Source organism: Streptomyces sp. NPDC040432 (assembly GCF_055595445.1).
Genome location: NZ_JBVIVP010000010.1, coordinates 197,657 through 218,139 on the forward strand (window position 1 = coordinate 197,657; position 20,483 = coordinate 218,139).

19 protein-coding genes are annotated in these 20,483 nt (G+C 72.6%); 11 read left to right on the plus strand and 8 right to left on the minus strand.

Features of this window, described 5'->3' with window-relative positions:
• Positions 1 to 34: 34 nt before the first annotated feature.
• Entirely contained in the window at positions 35 to 790 is a 756-nt protein-coding gene (locus ACZ58N_RS22175; RefSeq protein ID WP_471162502.1) for an SIS domain-containing protein, read from the minus strand.
• A 232-nt stretch (positions 791 to 1,022) separates the two neighbouring features.
• Between ACZ58N_RS22175 and ACZ58N_RS22180 the strand changes: the two genes are divergently transcribed.
• Both ACZ58N_RS22180 and ACZ58N_RS22185 read left to right on the plus strand, forming a co-directional pair.
• On the plus strand, positions 1,023 to 1,715 hold the full coding sequence (locus ACZ58N_RS22180) for a metal-dependent transcriptional regulator (RefSeq protein ID WP_356875822.1): 693 nt from the start codon (positions 1,023 to 1,025) through the stop codon (positions 1,713 to 1,715).
• A gap of 274 nt (positions 1,716 to 1,989) precedes the next feature.
• Complete coding sequence (locus ACZ58N_RS22185) at positions 1,990 to 2,862, plus strand: alpha/beta fold hydrolase (protein ID WP_471162505.1); 873 nt, start codon at positions 1,990 to 1,992, stop codon at positions 2,860 to 2,862.
• A 220-nt stretch (positions 2,863 to 3,082) separates the two neighbouring features.
• On the opposite strand, the gene ACZ58N_RS22190 is transcribed toward ACZ58N_RS22185, so the two are convergent.
• On the minus strand, positions 3,083 to 4,078 hold the full coding sequence (locus ACZ58N_RS22190) for a helix-turn-helix transcriptional regulator (RefSeq protein WP_471162507.1): 996 nt from the start codon (positions 4,076 to 4,078) through the stop codon (positions 3,083 to 3,085).
• A 155-nt stretch (positions 4,079 to 4,233) separates the two neighbouring features.
• Here ACZ58N_RS22190 and ACZ58N_RS22195 point away from each other — a divergent pair, with 155 nt between their 5' ends.
• The 5 genes from ACZ58N_RS22195 (at position 4,234) to ACZ58N_RS22215 (ending at position 8,645) form a co-directional block, all read left to right on the plus strand.
• Entirely contained in the window at positions 4,234 to 4,593 is a 360-nt protein-coding gene (locus tag ACZ58N_RS22195) for a hypothetical protein (RefSeq protein WP_471162510.1), read from the plus strand.
• 141 nt (positions 4,594 to 4,734) lie between these two features.
• Positions 4,735 to 4,863, plus strand: coding sequence for a hypothetical protein (locus tag ACZ58N_RS22200; protein WP_453434883.1), 129 nt, complete (start codon positions 4,735 to 4,737; stop codon positions 4,861 to 4,863).
• A 218-nt stretch (positions 4,864 to 5,081) separates the two neighbouring features.
• Positions 5,082 to 5,369 carry a hypothetical protein gene (locus tag ACZ58N_RS22205; RefSeq protein WP_471162514.1) on the plus strand — a complete coding sequence of 96 codons (288 nt, stop codon included), beginning with the start codon at positions 5,082 to 5,084 and terminating at the stop codon, positions 5,367 to 5,369.
• A gap of 253 nt (positions 5,370 to 5,622) precedes the next feature.
• Positions 5,623 to 7,251: a CHAP domain-containing protein gene (locus ACZ58N_RS22210; protein ID WP_471162517.1), complete on the plus strand. Its 1,629-nt coding sequence runs from the start codon at positions 5,623 to 5,625 to the stop codon at positions 7,249 to 7,251.
• Positions 7,252 to 7,376: 125 nt separating this feature from the next.
• Positions 7,377 to 8,645 (plus strand): transglycosylase family protein, encoded by a 1,269-nt coding sequence (locus ACZ58N_RS22215; RefSeq protein ID WP_471162520.1) that lies wholly within the window; start codon positions 7,377 to 7,379, stop codon positions 8,643 to 8,645.
• 79 nt (positions 8,646 to 8,724) lie between these two features.
• Here ACZ58N_RS22215 and ACZ58N_RS22220 read toward each other — a convergent pair whose 3' ends face one another.
• The 3 genes from ACZ58N_RS22220 to ACZ58N_RS22230 all read right to left on the minus strand — a co-directional run bounded on the left by ACZ58N_RS22220 (position 8,725) and on the right by ACZ58N_RS22230 (position 12,012).
• Entirely contained in the window at positions 8,725 to 10,380 is a 1,656-nt protein-coding gene (locus ACZ58N_RS22220) for a transporter (RefSeq protein ID WP_471162522.1), read from the minus strand.
• The gene (locus ACZ58N_RS22225) at positions 10,377 to 11,204 is read right to left on the minus strand and encodes an ABC transporter ATP-binding protein (RefSeq protein ID WP_471162525.1); all 828 of its coding nucleotides are present in this window, start codon (positions 11,202 to 11,204) and stop codon (positions 10,377 to 10,379) included. The genes ACZ58N_RS22220 and ACZ58N_RS22225 overlap by 4 nt, the downstream gene beginning before the upstream one ends.
• Positions 11,205 to 11,325: 121 nt before the next feature.
• Positions 11,326 to 12,012, minus strand: a complete 687-nt coding sequence (locus tag ACZ58N_RS22230) for a bifunctional DNA primase/polymerase (protein WP_471162624.1) — start codon at positions 12,010 to 12,012, stop codon at positions 11,326 to 11,328.
• Positions 12,013 to 12,226: 214 nt separating this feature from the next.
• Between ACZ58N_RS22230 and ACZ58N_RS22235 the strand changes: the two genes are divergently transcribed.
• Complete coding sequence (locus tag ACZ58N_RS22235) at positions 12,227 to 13,609, plus strand: transcriptional regulator (protein ID WP_471162528.1); 1,383 nt, start codon at positions 12,227 to 12,229, stop codon at positions 13,607 to 13,609.
• 82 nt (positions 13,610 to 13,691) lie between these two features.
• Positions 13,692 to 15,371 carry a hypothetical protein gene (locus tag ACZ58N_RS22240; protein ID WP_471162530.1) on the plus strand — a complete coding sequence of 560 codons (1,680 nt, stop codon included), beginning with the start codon at positions 13,692 to 13,694 and terminating at the stop codon, positions 15,369 to 15,371.
• Between the two features lie 49 nt (positions 15,372 to 15,420).
• On the opposite strand, the gene ACZ58N_RS22245 is transcribed toward ACZ58N_RS22240, so the two are convergent.
• Positions 15,421 to 16,824 carry an ABC transporter substrate-binding protein gene (locus ACZ58N_RS22245; protein ID WP_471162533.1) on the minus strand — a complete coding sequence of 468 codons (1,404 nt, stop codon included), beginning with the start codon at positions 16,822 to 16,824 and terminating at the stop codon, positions 15,421 to 15,423.
• A gap of 185 nt (positions 16,825 to 17,009) precedes the next feature.
• On the opposite strand from ACZ58N_RS22245, the gene ACZ58N_RS22250 reads away from it, so the two are divergent.
• On the plus strand, positions 17,010 to 17,456 hold the full coding sequence (locus ACZ58N_RS22250; protein ID WP_471162626.1) for an SCO4402 family protein: 447 nt from the start codon (positions 17,010 to 17,012) through the stop codon (positions 17,454 to 17,456).
• 14 nt (positions 17,457 to 17,470) lie between these two features.
• Positions 17,471 to 18,343: a formyltetrahydrofolate deformylase gene (purU, locus tag ACZ58N_RS22255; RefSeq protein WP_471162535.1), complete on the plus strand. Its 873-nt coding sequence runs from the start codon at positions 17,471 to 17,473 to the stop codon at positions 18,341 to 18,343.
• Between the two features lie 95 nt (positions 18,344 to 18,438).
• On the opposite strand, the gene ACZ58N_RS22260 is transcribed toward purU, so the two are convergent.
• Positions 18,439 to 19,701, minus strand: a complete 1,263-nt coding sequence (locus ACZ58N_RS22260) for a maleylpyruvate isomerase N-terminal domain-containing protein (RefSeq protein ID WP_471162538.1) — start codon at positions 19,699 to 19,701, stop codon at positions 18,439 to 18,441.
• Positions 19,698 to 20,276 (minus strand): sigma-70 family RNA polymerase sigma factor, encoded by a 579-nt coding sequence (locus tag ACZ58N_RS22265; protein ID WP_281211046.1) that lies wholly within the window; start codon positions 20,274 to 20,276, stop codon positions 19,698 to 19,700. The genes ACZ58N_RS22260 and ACZ58N_RS22265 overlap by 4 nt, the downstream gene beginning before the upstream one ends.
• Positions 20,277 to 20,483 lie beyond the last annotated feature (207 nt).

The following is a 20,483-nucleotide window of genomic DNA, read 5'->3' on the forward strand; positions in this document are numbered from 1 at the left end:
TTCCCATGCTAGGCCGCGGGGGCCGCGCCCGCCGTCAGTGGCGGAAGAAGATCCGGTCGCCGTACTCCTGCATCACGCGGCCGTTCCACTCGTGGCCGCCGTCCACGTTGCCCGAACGCAGCAGCGGCGGCTCGACGCCGCGCGCGACCAGCTCCCCGGCCGCGGCCGCCATCACCGCCTGCATGATCGCGCTGGTCACGACGGTGGAGGCGGGGGCGAAGGGGGCGTCGATGCCGTCGAGGCTCAGCTCGGCGTCACCGACGGCGATCTTGCTGTCGAGGACGATGTCGCAGTGGTCCTTGAGGAAGGTGCCCGAGACGTGCCGCGAGCGCGTCCCCGTCGCGTACGCCACGGAGGTCACGCCGATGACCTTGAGCCCGATCGCCCGGGCGTTCATCGCCATCTCGACCGGCAGCGCGTTGCGCCCGGACAGCGAGATGATCACCAGGACGTCGCCGTCGGAGGCCGGGCTGCTGTCGAGGACCGCCCCGGCGAGTCCGTCGACCCGCTCCAGCGCGCTGCCGAGCGTGGCGGGCATGACGTCGATGCCGGCGGTGCCGGGAACGGCGAGGAAGTTCATCAGGGCGAGTCCGCCGGCCCGGTAGACCACGTCCTGGGCGGGCAGTGAGGAGTGTCCGGCGCCGAAGGCGAAGAGCCGGTTCCCCGAGGCGACGGCCTCGGCGATGACGATTCCGGCCTCGTTGATGCGCGAGGCCTCCTCGTCCCGCACCCGCTCCAGCAGGCCGATGGCCGCGTCGAAGAACTGCCCGGCCAGCTTGCTCTCGCTCATACGCCGAAGGCCCTTCCGAGGTGGGGTGCGATGGGGTACGTCGGTGTCCGTCGCTCACCGTGCGGTCTGGACCAACCGCGTGTCAATACGAGCGTCAATCCCCGGGACCAACGGCCCGCCGCGGGACCCCGGAGATGTCCCGTACATGCCTTGACGCTCGGCGCGGGACGGTTGTCGGCGCGATGCGTCAGAATTGGGGGCAGGGCCAGCGCACGCAATCCGAGGGGCACGAATGTCCGGACTGATCGATACCACGGAGATGTATCTCCGCACCATCCTTGAGCTGGAAGAGGAAGGCGTGGTCCCCATGCGCGCCCGGATCGCCGAGAGGCTCGACCAGAGCGGCCCGACGGTCAGCCAGACGGTGGCACGCATGGAGCGGGACGGTCTGGTGGCGGTGGCCAGCGACCGTCACCTGGAGCTGACCGACGAGGGCCGCAAGCTCGCCACCCGCGTGATGCGCAAGCATCGCCTCGCGGAGTGTCTGCTCGTCGACGTCATCGGCCTGGAGTGGGAGCAGGTGCACGCCGAGGCCTGCCGCTGGGAGCACGTCATGAGCGAGGCGGTGGAGCGGCGCGTACTGGAGCTGCTGCGCCACCCGACCGAATCCCCCTACGGGAACCCGATCCCGGGCCTGGAGGAGCTGGGGGAGAAGGCGGAGGCCGATCCGTTCCTGGAGGACGGCATGGTCAGCCTGTCCGAGCTGGACCCGGGCAGCGAGGGCAAGACGGTGGTCGTGCGCCGGATCGGCGAGCCGATCCAGACGGACGCCCAGCTGATGTACACGCTGCGGCGCGCGGGCGTGCAGCCCGGTTCCGTGGTGAGCGTGACGGAATCCCCGGGCGGGGTGCTCGTCGGCAGTGGCGGCGAGGCCGCCGAGCTGGACGAGGAGACCGCCTCGCACGTGTTCGTGGCGAAGCGCTGACGGTTCCCGCGGAGCGGGAGGAAACGGGCGGTCCCGGCGCCTCACGGCGCCGGGACCGATCCTCCCCTTGCTGACCTGGAGCCCCGAGCTCTCAAGGTCATCCCCTTCGGACCGTCTTCCCCGAGCGGCCCGCCTCCCTGCTGAAAGGATCTCCATCGGCAGGGGCGGCCAATCCTTGAGCAAGGTCACTCGAAAGAGCGGTGTTGTCGGCGAGACGCCCGTTCTCGAATGCAGGTTCGATACTCTGGCGAGGATCGAAGGGGGTGCATCTGCGGTGGTACAGCGCATCGATGTGACGGGGGCCGACGGTGTTCGCCTGGCCGCCTGGGAATTCCGCGAACCGCCCGCGGAGCCCCTGCGACCGGCAGTCCTGTTACTCCACGGCCTGATGGGCCGCGCCCTGCACTGGGCCGGCACCGCCCGCTGGCTCGGCGAGCGCCACCGGGTCGTGGCCCTCGACCAGCGCGGACACGGCCACAGCACCCGCCCCGCGGCCGGACCGGACCTCTCCACCCCCCTGGACCGCGAGGCCTTCGTGGCCGATGCCGAGGCGGCCGTCGACCAGCTCGGCCTCGCCCCCGTGATCCTCGTCGGCCACTCCATGGGCGCCCTCACGGCCTGGCAGCTCGCCGCGCGCCGTCCCGAGCTCGTCCGGGCCCTCGTCATCTGCGACATGCGGGCCTCGGCCCTCGGCGAGGCCTCCCAGCAGGAATGGGAGGAATGGTTCCGCCGCTGGCCGCTGCCCTTCCCCACACAGGACGCCGCCCGCCGCTGGTTCGGCGAGGACGATCCCCGCGTGGAGCGCCCCGACCCCGGTCGCGGCGCGTTCTTCGCCGAGGTCATGCACCGTGCCCCCGACGGCTGGCGCCCGCTGTTCTCCCGCAGTCAGATGCTGACCGCCCGGGAGACCTGGGTGCACGACGCCCACTGGGAGGAACTCGCCCAGGTCCGCTGCCCCACCCTGGTCGTCCGCGGCCTGGACGGCGAACTGGGCCGCGCCGAGGCCCAGGAGATGGTCCGGGTCCTCCCGGAAGGCCAGTACGCCGAGATCCCGGACGCCGGCCACTACCTCCACTACGACCGGCCGGCCGCCTGGCGCGAGGCCGTCGAACCCTTCCTGGAGGGAGTCACCGCCGACGCCCCCTGACAGCCGCGCCGGCGCCCCGGCCCGCCCCGGTCGGGGCCGCTCCAGCGGCGCACGAGCGGTCCCGGGTTGACTGGGACCACTCCGGCCGGTGCCCGCGCGCCCCTGACCGTGCGCAGGGCGGCGGCCGGACTCCCGAACGGGCCGGCGCACGCGTATCCCGGCAGCGGTCCACCGCCGGGGTACGCCACACCCGTCCGTCCTCACGTGCTCGGGTCCGCCCTCACGTGCTCGGGAGCCAGCCCCGTTGGACCGCGCGAACGCCGAACTCGAAGCGACTGGCCGCCCCCAGGCGCTCCATCAGCCCATTGGCCAGACGCCGGGCCGTCCGCGGGGAGACCGCGAGCCGCTTCGCGATGGCCTCGTCCGTCAACCCCTGCGCCAGCAGCCTGATGACGGTGTTCTCCTGGGCGCTGAGCGCGGCCTCGTCCCGTTCCTGCGGAACGCCCAGCGGCTGCGCGCCGACCCACACGTTCTCGAAGAGCGCGCACAGCGCGGTCAGCGTGCCCTGCCCGGTGAGGATCACCGCGCCCGCCCCGCTGTCCTCGTTGTTGATCGGGATGACCGCCGACGTCCGATCGAAGATCATGAGCCTGGTCGGCAGGTCGGGAGCGGTCCGCACCTCACCGCCGAGTTCGCTCAGCCACGTCGCGTACGCCACCGTCGGCTGGCTGTTGCGCACGCTGTCCTGGAACAGCGACCGCATCCGCACCCCCCGGCCGAGCAACGCCCGGTCGTTCGGCTTCGACGCCTCCAGGGTCTGCGGCTGGTGGCCCCCGCCCGGCGCGAAGCTCATCAACTCCGTCCGGAGCCCGTGGGCCAGGCTGCTGATCCTGGAGCGGATCTCGTCCAACCCCACCAACTGCTCCACGCCCGGGCTCGTCGCCGCGGTCGGACTGAGGTCCGCGTACTCGGCGATGAGCTGGGCCGCGGCGGCGCGCGACGCCTCGATGCGCAGTTGCTGCGCGGCCAGCTCGGCCTGTTGGCGGGCCATGAGGATTTCCATGCCGACTTCGGGCGTGACCGCGCGCAGCTCGCCGGCGCGTTCGTAGGACGGTCGGATCAGGGCCAGTTCGCTGAGCGTGTCGAGGCTGCGTCGGACGTCGTCCTCGGGCACGCCGAGTCGGTCGCCGAGGGCTTTCACCCCCTCGCGCGGAAAAGCGAGCATGGTGCGGTAGACGGCTTCGGCCGTCGAGTCGAGGCCAAGCGTGGCTAGCACAGCGGTTCCCCCCGTGTGTGCCTTATTGATCAAGTTCCGCAGATCATCGCACGCAGTGATCGGGCGAAACCAGCCCGTGGACACTTCCGGCCAAGGACCGAACTGTCCGCGTTCAATGCTTTGTTCGGGCCTCCACTTCCGGAAGGGTCGACCTCATGTTTCTGATCCACGCGGCCCTGCGCGCCCCGACTCCCGGCGTCCAACTTCCCTCGGGCACGGCAGAGTTCATTCGGACGCTGCCCGGTGCCGCAGGGCTGGTCGAGCACGTCTCGGCGCATCCCGGCGCCCTGCCGGACCCGGTCGTCGGCGTGTACGTGCTCGCTGACGGTCTCGCCGAGGCGGAGCGCCGCACCGAGGACCTCTGCCGGCGCGCCCTCACCGAGGTACGGGCCTTGCGGGGTTGGCGGGTGACCCGGGTGGGCGTGCCGTTCGTGGCGCCCTACTACGAGCGGCTCCTCCAGTGCTCCTCCGGGCTCCCTGGACGGATTGGGACAGGACCGTTTCCGTCCACCTGAAACCTCTTCCACCCCTCCTGACCTGCGACGAAAGTAGTGATTGCCAGCAGGGAACACCACCCGGCGGGCAACACCGGAGGAAGCGTCACCGCGGGACGCCAGACCGGAACACCCACTCGTTCCAGGAAAAGGACTCCCGCCATGCTGCGCACCACGATCGTCAAGGCCGCCGCGGTCACCTCGCTCGCCCTCGCCGCCCTCGCTCCCGCCCTCGTCGGCCAGGCCCCCGACGCCGGGACCCACGTCACCGCCACGACCGCCTGGGAGTAGCCCGCCCCGGGGTCCCGCCGCCCCGCAGCAGCACGCGTCACCGCACGACCCACGCAGAACCCCAGGGCTTCCCGTATGCCGCCCCGACCGCTGGTCCCGCAGGACAGCCGTCGCCCCCGGCCACGATGCGCCCGATCCCCGCCGGCCCGACGCAGGGCCCCGCCCGCGGCATCCCGCGGCGCCCCCGAACTTCCCGACCCGCCCCCAGGAGCTTCGTCATGTCCCGATTCCAGACCTCCGCCGTCCGCACCGCCTCCTTCTCCGCCCTGGCGGCAGCCGCCCTCGCCCTCTCCCTGGCCGTGGCCACCCCGTCCGGCGCCGACGACACCCGGATCACCACCGCCACCACGGCCTGGGAGACGGCCCCGGTCGGTAAGAACACCACGGCCTGGGAGACGGCCCCGGTCGGTAAGAACACCACGGCCTGGGAGACGGCCCCGGTCGGTAAGAACACCACCGCCTGGGAGACGGCCCCGGTCGGTAAGAACACCACCGCCTGGGAGTAGCAGCCCCGCACCGCGGCCCACTCGGCCGTCGACATCACCGGTACCACCCACAGCACCCGCACCACCCACACCACACGCGTCCCGCGCGTCCCACACCACCGCGGTGTTCCGTCCGCCGGCCCGACAGCTGTTCCTGCAGGACAGCCGTCCACCCGCCCGACGCGCTCGATCACCTCCGGCCCGCGTCCGAGCCCACCCTGCGGCACCGCGCCGGCGATACCCAACCTTCCGACCTGCCCTCAGGAGCACCGTCATGTCCCGCGTGAAGACCATCGCCATCCGGCTCGCGTCCACCTCCGCCCTGGCCGCCTCCGTCCTGACGATGGCCGTCGCCTCGCCGGCCTCCGCCGCCTCGCTCGGCGAGAACATCGCCGCGACGGCCCGTGCTGAGAACGGCAACGGCGCCTGCGCCCACGGTGGTTACGTCGGCGGCTCCAACCAGAACAGCAGCTGTTCCAACGGTCGCACGGCGCACGCCTGGTGCGCCGACTTCGCGGGCTGGGTCTGGGCCCGCAACGGCGTCAAGAACCTGGGCGACCTGACCGACGCGGCGCTGTCCTTCTACGAGTACGGCAAGAAGCACGGAACCCTCTCGAACACCCCGCACGTCGGCGACGCCGTGGTCTACAACTACGGCGGCAGCTACAAGGACGACCACGTGGCGCTCGTGACGGCCGTCAACGGGAACGAGGTCACGATCACCGGCGGAAACCAGGGCGGCGGCGCCGGCATCGTCAGCACGAACACGACGAGGGACTGGCGGGTGGGGCAGTCCCCCTGGGGCCAGAAGATCAGCGGCTACATCTCGCCCTCCGGCACCACCACCCCCTCCTACCCGAACCCCGCCTCGCTCCCCGCCGGCACGCTCGTGAAGTCGCCGAACGGTCCGGCCGTCAAGGTGATGATCGACGGGGCGGGCGTCCCGGTCGCCGCCTCCGACGTCGGCCCGGGCAAGTACGACCTCAGCAAGATCGTGCTCATCGACGACTCGGCGTTCCGCTCGCTGGCCAGTGCCCCCAAGGCCGGCACCGTCGTCCACGACCAGGCGGGCGGCGCGGACCGTTACGTGGTGATCGACGGTGCCGCCCTGAAGATCGGCGCCGCGGACTGGACGGCCGGCGGCTACAACGTCCGCGCCGACATGGGCGTCCCGTCGGCCTGGCTGAACGAGGCCAAGCAGCGTGACGTGTCGTCCGGTCTGGTCGTGATGGACCAGACGGGCAAGGACCCCGCCCGCTACGTGGTCGTCGACGGGGCGGCGCTGCACATCTCGGCCGCCGAGTGGACCGCCGACGGGTACGCCGAGCGCAGCCTGATGGGCGTCCCCGGCGAGTGGCTGAAGTCGGCCGTCACCAAGGCCCCGGGCAACGGCGTCGTCGTCATGAACCAGAACGAGAAGGATCCCGCGCGCTACCTGATGGTCAACGGTTCCGCGCTGCACATCTCGGCCGCCGAGTGGACGGCCAACGGCTACGACGAGCGGATGCTGCTCGGCGTCCCGGGTACTTGGCTCGCCTCCTCCGCCTCCCGGCAGGTCCCGGACGGGACGATCGTGAAGGACGGTTCGGGCGCGGACGCCTCGGTGTTCGTGATGGCGGGCGGCAAGGCGGTCGCCCTGTCGTACGCGGACTTCACCGGGCTGGGTTACGACAAGCGGCCGTTGGAGGGCGTCCCGGGTGCCTGGCTGACCTCGGCGCGGACGAAGGCCGTTCCGGCGGACGGGACGATGCTGCTGTCGCAGGACTCCAACACCGTGTGGGAGGTCGTCGGCGGTAAGAAGCGGGCGATGGGCGCGGACGAGTTCGGCGCGGGCAAGCGCAGCTTCAACGACGTGGTCAGCGTCCCGGCGGCCTTCACGGCCTCCCTGCCGACCGCCCCGTAACACCCGCCGCGTCCTCGACGACCCCGAGGACCGCACCGGGCCGCCCGGCCCCACCGGCCGGGCGGCCCGGTCCCGTACCCCCGCCGCCGCGCCACCCCGACCACACTCCCGAGGGATTCCCCGTCATGCCCGTGCGCTCCGTCGCCCGCAAGAAGTCCGCGCTCGCCGTCACCGTCACCGCCCTGATCGCCGTCGCCGTCCCGCTCCTGGCGAGCAGCCCCTCCTCGGCCGCTTCCATCGCGACCTGGGACAAGGTCGCCCAATGCGAGTCGACCAACAACTGGAAGGCCATCGACCCGTCCGGCACCTACTTCGGCGGTCTCCAGTTCTCGCAGCAGACCTGGAACGCCTTCGGCGGCCAGGCGTACGCCTCCCGCGCCGACCGTGCCACCAAGGAGCAGCAGATTCGGATAGCGGAGAAGGTCCTCGCGGTGCAGGGCGAGCGGGCCTGGCCGACCTGCGGCCCCCGCTACAACCTCGGCTCGGACCACGCCACTCCCTACCCCGACGGCCCCACCTACCCGAACCCCGCCTCGCTCGGCTCGGGAACGCTCGTGAAGTCGCCGAACGGCGCCGCCGTCAAGGTGATGATCGACGGCGCCGGCGTCCCGGTCGCCGCCTCGGACGTCGGCCCGGACCGCTACGACCTCGGTAAGGTCGTGCTGATCGAGGACTCGGCGTTCCACGCCCTGCCCGGCTCACCGAAGTCCGGCACCGTCGTCCACGACCAGGCGGGCGGCGCGGACCGCTACGTGGTGATCGACGGGGCCGCCCTGAAGATCGGCGCCGCCGACTGGACGGCCGGCGGCTACAACGTCCGCGCCGACATGGGCGTGCCCACCTCCTGGCTGCGAGCGGCGACGCAGCGCACCGTCCCGACCGGTCACGTCGTGATGAACCAGAACGGCCAGGACCCGGCGCGCTACGTCATGGTCAACGGGGCGGCGCTGCACATCTCGGCCGCCGAGTGGACGGCCAACGGCTACGACCGGCGCATGCTGCTCGGCGTTCCCGGCGAATGGCTGGCCTCCACCACGGCGCGGCAGGTCCCGGACGGGACGATCGTGAAGGACGGTTCGGGCGCGGACGCCTCGGTGTTCGTGATGGCGGGCGGCAAGGCCGTGGCCCTGTCGTACGCGGACTTCACCGGACTGGGTTACGACAAGCGGCCGTTGGAGGGCGTCCCGGGTGCCTGGCTGACCTCGGCGCGGACGAAGGCGGCTCCGGCGGACGGGACGATGCTGCTGTCGCAGGACTCCAACACCGTGTGGGAGGTCGTCGGCTGCAAGAAGCGGGCGATGGGCGCGGACGAGTTCGGCGCGGGCAAGCGCAGCTTCAACGACGTGGTCAGCGTCCCGGCGGCCTTCACGGCCTCCCTGCCGACCGCCCCGTAACCCCGGGGACCGCACGCGAAGGGCCGGCCCCTCTTCCCTCCCGGGAGCGGGGCCGGCCCTCGTGGCGTGCGGTCCGGAGTCAGCCTTTGCTGACCGCCGTCAGGATCTCGGGCAGCTTGCGCGACACCGCCGGGGCGGCCAGCCGCAGCCCCGCCCACGTGACCAGGACCGCCCAGGCGGTACCCAACGGCAGCAGGATCCACGTCAGGTCGTGGTGGTCGGCCACGTGCAGGAACACCGTCAGCGCGATCACCGGCGCGCAGATCACCACCGAGGCGAGCATGCCGAGCCCGATGCCCGCCCAGGCGAGCCCGGCCTGACCGGGGGCCACGTTCTTGAAGGCCCCGTCGGAGGGGATCGAGTACGGGAAGTGCGCCGAGGCGAGCGCGCCCGTGCACAGCATCGACCCGACGAGGGCCAGGGACACGCCCGCTCCGGCGGGGAAGGCACCCCAGTCGTCGATGAGGCCGGCCGTGACGGCCGTGACCAACAGCGTGTACGGGACGATGACCAGCGCCAGCGCCGCCGCACGGGCCCGGAGTTCGAGGTAGGCGTCGCGCGGCGTCGAGATGGTCTGGGCGACCATCCAGAAGGCGGAGGTGTCCTGCCCGAACTGGTTGTACATCTGGATGCCGAGCATGCCCGCGCCGAAGCAGGCCAGGTACACGGAACCGGTGCCCTGAAGGGCGTTGAACACCGGGACGATCAACCCGATCGCCAGGGCCGTCACCCAGGCCGACTTCGTCTTCGGGTCCCGCACGGCGTACCGCAGCGTCCGCTGCGCGGAGGCGCCCGTACGGCTGTCGGGGAGCGCCGACCAGGACCGGCCCGCGCCGGGCTCCTTGCGGGGCTTGGAGGCGGCGATGGTCGAGCCGTCCGGGGTGACCATGAGCCGGGTCAGGGTCCGCTCCCAGAACCACAGCAGGCCGACCAGCGCGCCGACGGTGATCAGGAACTGCGCGGCGGCCTCCGGGTAGGCGCCCCGGCCCGCCGAGTCGACCATGCCGACGGCCGACGCGGGCGGCAGCCACCGCACGACCTCCACGACGGGCTCCAGCCGGGTCAGGCCGCCCACCTCGAACAGGCGCTGGCTCGCGAAGTTGGCGACCTGCGCGCCGACCGCGATGAGCAGGCCGCTCAGCAGCGCGAGGTCGCGCCCCTTGCGGCTGGTCAGCAGCCGTACGTTCGCCGTCGCCACGGCCCTGGCGAGGGTCACGCAGCCCAGGACGACCAGCGGGACGGCCACGACGCCGGCCAGCGCGCCCGCCGCGCCGCGGGCCACCGCCACGACCGAGCCGACGGCCAGGCACAGCGTGAACACGGGCCCGATGCCGACCAGCGAGGACGCCAGGAGCGCCCGCACGAGGGGCCGCGGGCGCAGCGGCAGCATCACGAGCCGGCTCGGGTCCAGGGTCTCGTCGCCGGTGGGGAAGAACAGCGGCATGAACGCCCAGCCGAGCGCCAGGATCGCGGTCAGCAGCACGACGATGGTGCCCGCGTGGGCGTGGCCGCGCAGCAGGGCCAGCCCCAGCGTCACGAATCCCGCGACGACGAGGGACAGGACCAGGCTGCCGATCCAGGCGGCCTTGCGCTTCGAGGAGCCCTTCAGCCCGTTGCGCAGCAGGGAGAGCTTGAGGCGGACGAACAGCGGGGTCAGCGGCACGTCCGTGACGGTCGCGGCGACCCGGGAGGCCGCGGTGGCCTGGGCGTTCGGGGTGGCCGGGGCGGTGCTCATCGGGCGCCGCCGAGCCAGTCGAGGGAGTCGCCCGCGGCACCGTCCTGGGCGCCGACGAGTTCGAGGAAGGCGCTCTGCAACGAGGGCGCGGAGCCCCGTACGTCGGCCAGCGGGCCGGCCGCGCGGATCTGCCCGGCGGCCATGACGGCCACCCAGTCGCAGAGGGACTCGACGAGCTCCATCACGTGCGAGGAGAACACGACGGTGGCGCCGGAGGCGGTGTAGCGCTCCAGCACCCCGCGGATCGTCTGCGCCGACACTGGGTCGACGCCCTCGAACGGTTCGTCCAGGAACAGGATCTCGGGGTTGTGGAGCAGCGCGGCCGCGAGGCCGATCTTCTTGCGCATGCCCGTCGAGTAGTCCACGACGAGCTTGTGCTGCGCGCCCGCGAGGCCCAGGACGTCCAGCAGCTGCGTCGCCCGCTTGTCGGTCTCCTCGCCGGGAAGTCCTCGCAAGCGGCCCATGTAGCCGAGGAGTTCGCGCCCGGAGAGCCGCTCGAAGAGCCGCAGCCCCTCCGGCAGGACGCCGATGCGGGACTTCACGGCGACGGGGTCGGCCCACACGTCGTGCCCGACGACCGTCACCGTGCCCGCGTCGGGGCGCAGCAGTCCCGTCACCATCGACAGCGTGGTCGTCTTGCCGGCGCCGTTCGGGCCCACGAGCCCGATGAACCGGCCCGCGGGCAGCTCCAGGTCGATCCCCGAGACGGCCACCTGCTCGCCGAACTTCTTCCACAGTCCCTCTACGCGTACCGCGGCGGCCGGCGCGGTACGCGCACCGCCCGCTCCGCCCGTACCGCCCGCCGCATCACCCTGGTTCGGCATGCGCCTGCCTCTCGTCCGTTCCCCGTGGTCGTACTTTTCTCACCATAGGAGCGGGTCGCGGGCGTGAGCAGTTACTTATGTCATGAACTCGGGTCCGTTCGGGGCGAGGCCGTGCGGCCGGTCAGGCGCCCCGACGGTTGCGGGCCGCGGCGGCCTCGCTGCCGCAGGCGTACGCGAGGGCGTCGATCAGCTCCTCGGTGTCGGGCAGCCACCGGTTCGCCGGGGTGGGCTTGCGGGCCCACTGCACCGGTCCCCTGCCGCCGAGCCGGGTGGGCGGCGCGGCCACCCAGTCGCCCTCGCCGCGCGCCGCCAGGTCGATGGTCTGCGGCAGCCAGCCCAGCTTGCGGACCAGGTCCGCCATCTTCACCCCGGCGCCCGGCAGTACGAAGAACAGCATGCGGTGGTCGGGGGTCAGCGTGACCGGTCCGAGGGTGCGCTGCATCCGCTCCAGTCGGGCCAGGGCGAGGAAGCCGGCGGAGTCCGGGACGTCCAGTACGTCGAAGGTCCGTCCCGTCGGCAGCAGGATCGAGGCCGCGGGGTGCTTCGCCCAGATCCGACGGACCCCCACCGCGCTGCCCGACGCCAGGGCCGCCCAGTCCTTCACCGCCGGGTGCGCGCCGGGGGCGGGGCAGTCGGCCGCTCCGCAGGAGCACAGTTCCCGGCCGTCCCGGTGTTCCAGCCAGGTACCGGCGAAGACGTCCCAGTGCCGTTCCTCCACGTACCGCACGGCATGGTCGAGCAGCTGATCGCCACGCTGCTGGGGGATGGGCGCGGTCTCCGTGACTCCGATGGTCTCTTCCACGCCCATCACAACTGCCGGGGTCACGGCTGGTTACGGGCGTAAACGGGCCGGTGGACGGTGCATCGATCCTGCATACGGGGCGCATCGGTGCACGGGCGGGGGCGCGTAGGAGGCTGGGGCGCGGTCGCTGGGTAGCCACGAGCCGCGGAGGGGAAGATTCTCCGCACATCAGGCGGGAAGTGATCATTCCATCGATCACCCGCGGCTTCAGGGGGTTTTCATGGCAGCCAGGCCTCTCGTGGCCCGCCAGCCGAACGAACGGCTGCAGGCGCTCATCCAGGAAGCCGGGTGCTCGAACGCCGGGCTCGCCCGGCGGGTCAACATGTGCGGGGCCGAACACGGCCTCGACCTGCGCTACGACAAGACGTCCGTGGCCCGTTGGCTGCGCGGCCAGCAGCCGCGCGGCCGGGCTCCCGGAATCATCGCGGAGGCGTTGGGCCGCAAACTCGGCCGGACCGTCACCATCGACGAGATCGGCATGGCCAACGGCAAGAACCTCGCCTCCGGTGTCGGCCTGCAGTTCTCCCCGACCGTCATCGGCGCCATCGAGCAGGTCTGCGAGCTGTGGCGCAGCGACGTGGGCCGCCGGGACTTCCTGTCGGGGTCGAGCGTGGCGGCGTCCGCGCTGGTGGAACCGAGCCGTGACTGGTTGATCACCGGCGCCGATCCGCAGGTGGCGCGCAGTGGCGGCGCCCGCGTCGGCATGTCCGACGTGGAGGCCGTCCGGGCGACGACGCTGGCCCTGACCGAGCTCGACCACCGCTTCGGCAGCGGCCACGTCCGGCCCGTGGTGGTCCACTACCTGAACTCCGTGGTGTCCGGGCTGATCGGCGGTTCCTATCGGGAGCCGGTCGGGCGGGCGCTGTTCGCGGCCGTGGCCCGGCTGACCGAACTCGCCGGGTACATGGCCGTGGACACCGGGCAGCCCGGTCTGGCGCAGCGCTACTACATCCAGGCCCTGCGGCTGGCCCAGGCGGCGGGCGACCGGGCGTACGGGGGCTACGTCCTCGCCGCTTCCATGAGTCACCTCGCCGCCGAGCTGGGCAACCCGCGGGAGATCGCCCAGTTGGCGCGGGCCGCGCAGGAGGGGACGCGCGGGCAGGTCACCCCGAGGGTGGAGGCCATGTTCTACGCGGCCGAGGCCCGCGGGCACGCGCTGATGGGGGACGCGCGCTCGACGGCGGTGCTGTCCGGGCGGGCGGTCACGGCGTTGGAGCGGGCCGAGCCGGAGTCGGGGGACGACCCGGTGTGGATCCGGCACTTCGAGCACGCCTACCTGGCGGACGAGCTGGCCCACTGCCACCGGGACCTCGGTCAGGCCGACGCGGCCGCCCGGCGCGCGGAGGAGGCGCTGCGCTCGCTGCCCGCGACGAAGGCCCGCCGGCGGGCGATCGGACTGCTCCTGCTGGCGGCGGCGCAGGTCCAGCAACGGGAGGTCGAGCAGGCCTGTCAGACGGCGACGAAGGCCGCCGAGCTGTTGGAGTCGCTGCGCTCGCGGCGGGGCGCCGAGTACCTGGACGACTTCCGGGTGCGGTTGGAGCCGTACCGGGAGGAAGCGGCCGTTCGTGAGTTCGCGGCGCGGCTGGAGGTCCAGCCGGCCTGACATGTCCGCGGAGGGACCGGGTAGCGTGACCCGACGGCTGCCGTAGTTTCGGGAGACGTCGGAGAAGGCAGAAGGAGTCCCGGTGACGCAGAACGGACAAGGGGGCGTCCCCCAGCCCGGGACGCCGCGTCCGGCAGGCCCGGAGGCCACTCCGGGCTACCCGGACCAGCCGTACGCCGAGCAGCCGTACGCGGGTGACCCGTACCGGGCGGACCGGCCGGAGCAGCAGGCGGCCCACCCGGACCAGCCGTACCCGGGCGGGCAGCCGCAGCCGCCGTACGCCGAGCAGACGCCGCGGGCCGGGGAGCCGTGGGGACCGCCCGCGTACGCGTACCCGCAGCCCGAGGGCTACGGCCAGGACGGCGCCGGGTACGGGCAGCCGGGCCCGCACGCGTCGCAGGAGTACCCGTCACCGCCGTACGGGCAGCCGGCGTACGAGCCGCAGCCGCAGTCCGAGCAGCCCCCGTACGGCAACCCGCCGCCGGGACACGTCCTCGGCCCCGGTTTCGAGGGGCCGGGCCAACCGCACGGCTACGGCTACCCGCCGCTGCCGGAAGCGGCCACCCAGTACATCCCGCCGGTCCCGGCCCACCCGGGCGGGGACGCCACGCAGTACATACCGCCCGTCCCCGCGCAGGGCGCCGACGACGCGACCCGGTACATCCCGCCGGTCCCGTCCCACGGGGGCGAGGACGCCACGCAGTTCATCCCGCCCGTGCCGGCCCATGCGGGTGAGGACGCCACGCAGTTCATCCCGCCGGTCCCCGCGCAGGGCGCCGACGACGCGACGCAGATGATCCCGCCCGTCCCGCCGGGCCCCGCGCCCAACGCGGCCGAGGGCTTCGACGGGCTGTTCCGCGGCAGCGACGAGGCCGCGGGGCACACCCAGCAGCTGCCGCCCGTCCGGGAGCCGGTGGCCCGGCCCGCCCCGCGCCGGCCGGGCGGCCCGCCGCCGGCCGCCGCGCAGCAGTTCGCCCCGGGCCGCCCGGGCCCCGGGCGCCCGCCGCAGCAGGAGCAGCAGTACGCGCCCCCGCCGCCCCCGCCGGCCCCCCACCGGATCCCTCCGGCGGTCATCGCCGCGGCGGTCGTCGGGCTGGCCGTGGCCGGGCTCGGTGTCGGGGCGCTGCTCGGCGACGGGAAGGCGCAGAACAACGACCCGGTCGCGATCGAGGCACCCACGTCGAGCGGCCCGTCCGCGTCCGCGGCCGGCGAGGCGCAGGCCGACCCGGCCCGTCCGCAGGCCGTCCAGCTGGACAAGCTCCTCGCCGACAGCAACGACAGCCGCGCCGCGGTGATCAAGGCCGTCGAGGACATCAAGGTCTGCAAGAACCTCGCCCAGGCCTCCCAGGACCTGCGCGACGCGGCCCGGCAGCGCGACGGTCTGGTCACCCGGCTCCAGGAACTCAAGGTGGACAAGCTCCCGGACCACGCGAAGCTCACGGCCTCCCTGAACAAGGCCTGGAAGGCGTCGGCGGACGCCGACAACAGCTACGCGGACTGGGCCGACGACGTCGCCGGCGAGCCGGGCGGCCGAGACGACAGGGACGAGAAGAACAACAGGGACGACAAGGACGACAAGGGCGACAAGGGCGCCAAGGACGAGAAGGGCTGCAAGGACGGCAAGGCCGTCGCCACCGACAACGCCTCCGACGGCAACCGCTCCAGCGGCGAGGCGACGAAGGCCAAGGAGTCGGCAGCGGTCCTGTGGAACAGGGTCGCGGCCAAGTACGGCCTCACCCAGCGGGACAAGTCCCAGTTGTGACCCGTCGCGCGGTGGGCGGGCGGCGGCTCGCCGCCGCCACGCCCCCGCGTCAGGTGGAGCGGGGCGCGCCTTCGAGGGTGGGCGTCATGTCCTGGGACTGCTCGCCGGGCTGTGCGACGAGGCGGCCCGACCGGACGATCTGGAAGGTGACCCGGCCGTTGACCAGGCGGGGGAAGCCGGCGACGGCCCGCATGTCCTGGTAGCGCCAGCTCAGGTCGGGGGTCAGCCCGCCGGTCGCGATGCTCTCGGACCGGTTGAGGGCGCGGGTCAGCTTGCGGGCCGTGATCTCCTCGTCGTCCCCGAAGCGCTTCACGACCTCGTTCAGGACGGTGTACGCGATCCAGGTGGTCTGCGCCCCGCTGTCGTCGGGGTCCACGCTGTCGTCGCCGAAGGCCTGCTCGGAGATCACCTTGCGCATGGGTGCCCACAGCGGGTCGGTGGACACCGGGTACCAGCTGGTGACGTACGCGCCTTCGAAGGGGCTCTCCTTGCCGCCCGTGCGGTCCACCAGGGCCTGGCTGACGCTGCCCAGGACGGAGGAGATCTGCGGGTTGCGGTGCCGGCCGTCGATGCGGCGGAAGGCGTCGAAGAAGGTCTCGGTGCGCTCGCCCAGGACCGCCGTCACGCACTGCTTGTTGTCCTTCGGGTCCGTCCCGTCCGCCCCGGCCTTCCCGTCCGTCCCGTCCGTCCCGTTCTTGGGGTCCTTCTCCTTGGTGTCCTTCGCGGTGGGGGTGCCGGACGGAGTCCCGGGCGGGGCCGCCGCGGCGGCGGGCGCGGCGGAGCCGTTCAGGGCCTCCCGCGCCTGCGGCGTGAGGTCGGCGGAGTCCTCGGCGGCCCGGATGTCGGAGGCCTCCGACATCTTGTTGGCCTTCAGCCCGGCGTTGAGCAGCACCGGCATGGTGTCGCCGGCGAGGGTGTCGGGGCGGACCAGGGACACCTGTGCGCAGGCCTTGCCCAGCTGGTGTCCGGCGCCGGCCAGCAGGGCGGGCTGACCGCCGTTGACGGGGTAGGACAGGGTGCTCTGGAACTCCTCGGCGGAGACGCCGTAACCGCCGATGAAGGGGATGCCCGCGGCCTCCAGCGGGGCCATGAAGGCGCGCCCGTGCTGGCTGTAGGAGCCGACGACGGCGATCGCCTTCTCGGCGATGGCCCTGCGGGCGCAGTCGGCGGCGCCCGTCGGGGTGTTCTTCTCGTTGCAGGTCAGTACGCGGAGCGTGCGGCCGTTGATGCCGCCCTTGGAGTTGACCCAGCTCTCGTACGCCTTGGCCATGCCGGGCATTCCCGGCATGTTGGTTGCTTTGCTGTCGATCGGGGCGAACGTCATGACCGTGATGGTGTCCCCGGAACCACCCGGGCCGCCGGGGACGATCCCGCACGCGGTGGTGAGACACGCGCCCATCGTCGCCGCAAGGAGGGTGCGGGAGAAGGGGGTTGAGCTTCGCCGACTGGTCATGTCCACCGACCATTCCGCTCCACGGGGAACTGAATGCTGAGGTGTACATAACATTCGGTGGCACGGAGGTGAATTGCCGGGTGCGGGCGCCTCAAGATCGCGCTCGCGGTGAACGTACGATCGAAAGCGTGACATTCGCCCAAGGTTCGAAGAACTCTTCCCGCCGCGGCGGCCGCTCCTCCACCATGGGCGGCATGCCCCTCAACGACATGCCGTGGTGGCGCTGGCGCAGCAACGTGCGCTCGGCGCTGCACATGCTCTCCGACCCGCTGTTCCAGGAAGAGGTCTGGCTGGCCGGTGCCGAAGGGTACGGGGACGTCACCGACGCCGTGTACCGGCTCGTCGAGGACACCTGGCTCGACAGCTGGTCCGCGGAGAAGTACGTCGGCACGATCTTCCGCGACGCGCAGGAGGCCGCCGCCGTCGACCTCGCCGTGCTGCGGGTGCTGCGCATCCTGCACCAGGTCGGCCCGGACGCGCCCGTCTCCGTCTACCTGGAGCACCCCGCGTGGCCCGACGCCGTGCGGGCCGCCCGGCAGGCCCACCTCCGGATGTCGGCTGCGGACGGGGAGGACCCGGACGCCCGGCCCAGCTCCATGGAAGTTTTGAGGAGCCTCACCCGCGCGGTGTGAAAGGCTATGCGGTCATGAGCGATCCGCAGCCCGAGGCGCAGCCCCAGTACGTCCTGACCGTGTCCTGCCCCGACAAGCAGGGCATCGTCCACGCCGTGTCGAGTTACCTCTTCATGACCGGTTGCAACATCGTGGACAGTCAGCAGTTCGGGGACCGGGAGACCGGCCTGTTCTTCATGCGGGTGCACTTCGAGTCCGAGCCGGGGCTGACGGTCGACAAGCTGCGCGCGAGCTTCGCCGCGATCGGCGAGTCCTTCCGGATGGACTGGCAGATCCACCGCTCCGACGAGCGCATGAAGATCGTGCTGATGGTCTCGAAGTTCGGCCACTGCCTGAACGACCTGCTGTTCCGGTCGAGCATCGGCGCGCTGCCGGTGGAGATCGCCGCGGTCGTCTCGAACCACACCGACTTCGCGGAGCTCGTCGGCTCGTACGACGTGCCGTTCGTCCACATCCCGGTGACCAAGGACACGAAGGCGGCGGCCGAGGCGCGGCTGCTGGAGCTCGTGCGGGAGAAGGACGTCGAGCTGGTCGTCCTCGCCCGCTACATGCAGGTGCTGTCGGACACCCTCTGCAAGGAGCTGAGCGGGCGGATCATCAACATCCACCACTCGTTCCTGCCCAGCTTCAAGGGCGCCAAGCCGTACCACCAGGCGCACGCGCGCGGCGTGAAGCTGATCGGCGCGACCGCCCACTACGTGACGGCCGACCTCGACGAGGGCCCGATCATCGAGCAGGAGGTCGAGCGCGTCGGGCACGAGGTGACGCCCGACCAGCTCGTCGCCGTCGGCCGCGACGTCGAGTGCCAGGCCCTGGCCCGCGCCGTGAAGTGGCACAGCGAGCACCGGGTCCTGCTGAACGGCTCCCGCACGGTCGTCTTCGCCTGAGCCCTGAGCCCCGAGCCCCGAGCCCGGGCGTGACGCCCGAGCCCGGGCGCGACGCCCGGGCCCGGGCGCGACGTCCCCGGCCGGGGACGTCGCGCCTACAGGCGGCTGAGCGACGCGGCGGCGAACAGGACGTCGCGGATCGCCTCACGGTCGCCGGTCTGGCCCGCCGCGGCCTCCTCCGGGGAGATGTGACCGGCGGCGAGCTGACAGAATTCGAGGCCGTCCAAGGCCACCTCCGCCACCGTGTGCTCCCGCGAGGGCTTCGCGGCCGGCGAGTCCAGGGCGATGTCCCAGCCACCGCCGCCCGCGCCCTCGATCTCCAGGTGCAGGGTCCGACCCGGCGCGCCCGCCGCGACCAGACCGCGCGCCGGAGCCGCCAGCCCCGATCGGCGCCGGCCCGCCAGCGCGCCCGGCAGCAGCCGCGCCGCGAGGTCGATCATCCGGTGCAGGTCCGGGCCCGAAGGGGGCTCGTACGGGTAGTCCACCGCCTCCGCGATGTCCCAGGCGTGCACCCAGCACTCGAAGGCGCGCTCCAGGAACGCGTCCCCCAACGGGAGCGCGAAACCGCCGTAGTCCACGCCCAGTTCGGCCACGCCGCGACCCGCGAACGACACCGTGCGGACCAGCGTGTGTCCCTGCTCCCGCCACGGTTCGCGGACCTGGCGGGTGGTCGGGTACGGGGAGGAGTTCCAGAAGTGCTCGGTACGGCCCGTGGGCCCGCCGCCCGGCGGCGCCTCCGGGCCCAGCGGATCGTCCAGACCGAGCGCGGTCGCGACGAGCCCGTCCACCGTCATCAGGTGCCCGATCACGCCCGCCACCGTCGTCCGGCGGGAGCGCCGCTGCTCCTCCTCGAACCACTTCAGCCGGACCGGGGTGTGCCACTCGGAGTCGCCGAAGTCCCGCAGCAGCGCGTCGAGCCGCGCCGTCTCGGTGTCGTACGGGCTCGCCCACACCGGAACGGGGATCCGCGCCGGGCGCTTGCCCAGGCAGTCCTCCAGCACCCGCGAGCGCAGCAGCGGCTTGAGGTCCAGGCTCTCCTCGGGGTGCAGCAGCCCGACCGCGTCGCGCAACCGCAGCGCCTCCTCGGCGCAGGGCGCGCACTCCGTGAGGTGGTCCTCCACGGCCTGTGTCTCCTCGGCGGAACAGGCGGCGAGCGCCCACGCCCCGAGCAGGGACTTCAGGACGCCGTGCGAGGGCGGCTCCGGCACGGCCGTCGGCGACGGGCCGTCCGCGGGCGCCGGCAGCGGGTGCGGCGGCCGCAGGTCGTCGCCCGCCGCCCGCGGACCGGGTATCCGCGCCGGACCGCCCGTCGGGCGCTCGTTCGCGTCGTCGGGGATCTCTTCGGAGGGGCCGGTCATCGGGGCGTTCCGTATTCGCGTGAGCCGTATCCGGGCGGGGCGGGGTCCTCGCGGGGGAGGACGTTGGCGGTCGACAGCAGTTGGAGGCCCAGGCGCAGCCGGCGCCGCGCCTCGTCCTCGCTGATCTGCAGGTCGGCGGCGGCCTGCCGGTAGTCGCGGCGCTTGAAGTAGGCCAGTTCGAGGGCGGCGCGCAGCGGGGCGGGCATGGAGGTCACGATGTAGTCGGCGCGGGCCGCCGCGTTGGCGCTGCGGACCTTCTGCTCCAGTTCCTCCCGCGAGCCGCGGCCCAGTTCGGCCTGGCGCAGTCGGGCCACTGCCTGGCCCTGGGTGATCCGGGCGACCCAGGAGCGCATGGACCCCTGCTTCGGGTCGTAGGCGTCCGGGTTCTCCCAGATGTAGCCGAAGACCTCGCGGGTGATCCGGTCGGCCGCCTTCTCGTCGCCCAGCACCCGGTGCGCCAGGCTGTGCACGAGCGAGGCGAACCGGTCGTACAACTCTCCGAGCGCCGCCGCCTCACCGCGGGCGAGGCGTTGCTGCATGCGTCGGTCCCAGCGCGGTGGAACGTCCTTCGCCATGGTGCCCCCTGCCGTGTGTCGACCCGTCGAATGTAGTCCGCACCTGACGGAACGCGCCTGTTTTGGCGGAAGCGCGCCCTGGAAGGATGGCTCCCGTGCTACGCCCGTCGCGTTGACGGCGTGACACCTACCCCGGGATGGCACACGCATACGCGCCCCGCCGCGCTCCCCGTGCGCGGGTTCGATGCGGCCACCTGCTTGACCACT

Coding starts and splice junctions, on each gene's coding strand:
- ACZ58N_RS22175 (WP_471162502.1), bottom strand. CDS start 790: ATGAGCGAGAGCAAGCTGGCCGGGCAGTTCTTCGACGCGGCCATCGGC.
- ACZ58N_RS22235 (WP_471162528.1), top strand. CDS start 12,227: ATGGCAGCCAGGCCTCTCGTGGCCCGCCAGCCGAACGAACGGCTGCAG.
- ACZ58N_RS22250 (WP_471162626.1), top strand. CDS start 17,010: ATGGGCGGCATGCCCCTCAACGACATGCCGTGGTGGCGCTGGCGCAGC.
- ACZ58N_RS22225 (WP_471162525.1), bottom strand. CDS start 11,204: ATGCCGAACCAGGGTGATGCGGCGGGCGGTACGGGCGGAGCGGGCGGT.
- ACZ58N_RS22265 (WP_281211046.1), bottom strand. CDS start 20,276: ATGGCGAAGGACGTTCCACCGCGCTGGGACCGACGCATGCAGCAACGC.
- ACZ58N_RS22205 (WP_471162514.1), top strand. CDS start 5,082: ATGTCCCGATTCCAGACCTCCGCCGTCCGCACCGCCTCCTTCTCCGCC.
- ACZ58N_RS22180 (WP_356875822.1), top strand. CDS start 1,023: ATGTCCGGACTGATCGATACCACGGAGATGTATCTCCGCACCATCCTT.
- ACZ58N_RS22260 (WP_471162538.1), bottom strand. CDS start 19,701: ATGACCGGCCCCTCCGAAGAGATCCCCGACGACGCGAACGAGCGCCCG.
- ACZ58N_RS22245 (WP_471162533.1), bottom strand. CDS start 16,824: ATGACCAGTCGGCGAAGCTCAACCCCCTTCTCCCGCACCCTCCTTGCG.
- ACZ58N_RS22200 (WP_453434883.1), top strand. CDS start 4,735: ATGCTGCGCACCACGATCGTCAAGGCCGCCGCGGTCACCTCGCTCGCC.
- purU (WP_471162535.1), top strand. CDS start 17,471: ATGAGCGATCCGCAGCCCGAGGCGCAGCCCCAGTACGTCCTGACCGTG.
- ACZ58N_RS22220 (WP_471162522.1), bottom strand. CDS start 10,380: ATGAGCACCGCCCCGGCCACCCCGAACGCCCAGGCCACCGCGGCCTCC.
- ACZ58N_RS22195 (WP_471162510.1), top strand. CDS start 4,234: ATGTTTCTGATCCACGCGGCCCTGCGCGCCCCGACTCCCGGCGTCCAA.
- ACZ58N_RS22230 (WP_471162624.1), bottom strand. CDS start 12,012: ATGGGCGTGGAAGAGACCATCGGAGTCACGGAGACCGCGCCCATCCCC.
- ACZ58N_RS22210 (WP_471162517.1), top strand. CDS start 5,623: ATGTCCCGCGTGAAGACCATCGCCATCCGGCTCGCGTCCACCTCCGCC.
- ACZ58N_RS22215 (WP_471162520.1), top strand. CDS start 7,377: ATGCCCGTGCGCTCCGTCGCCCGCAAGAAGTCCGCGCTCGCCGTCACC.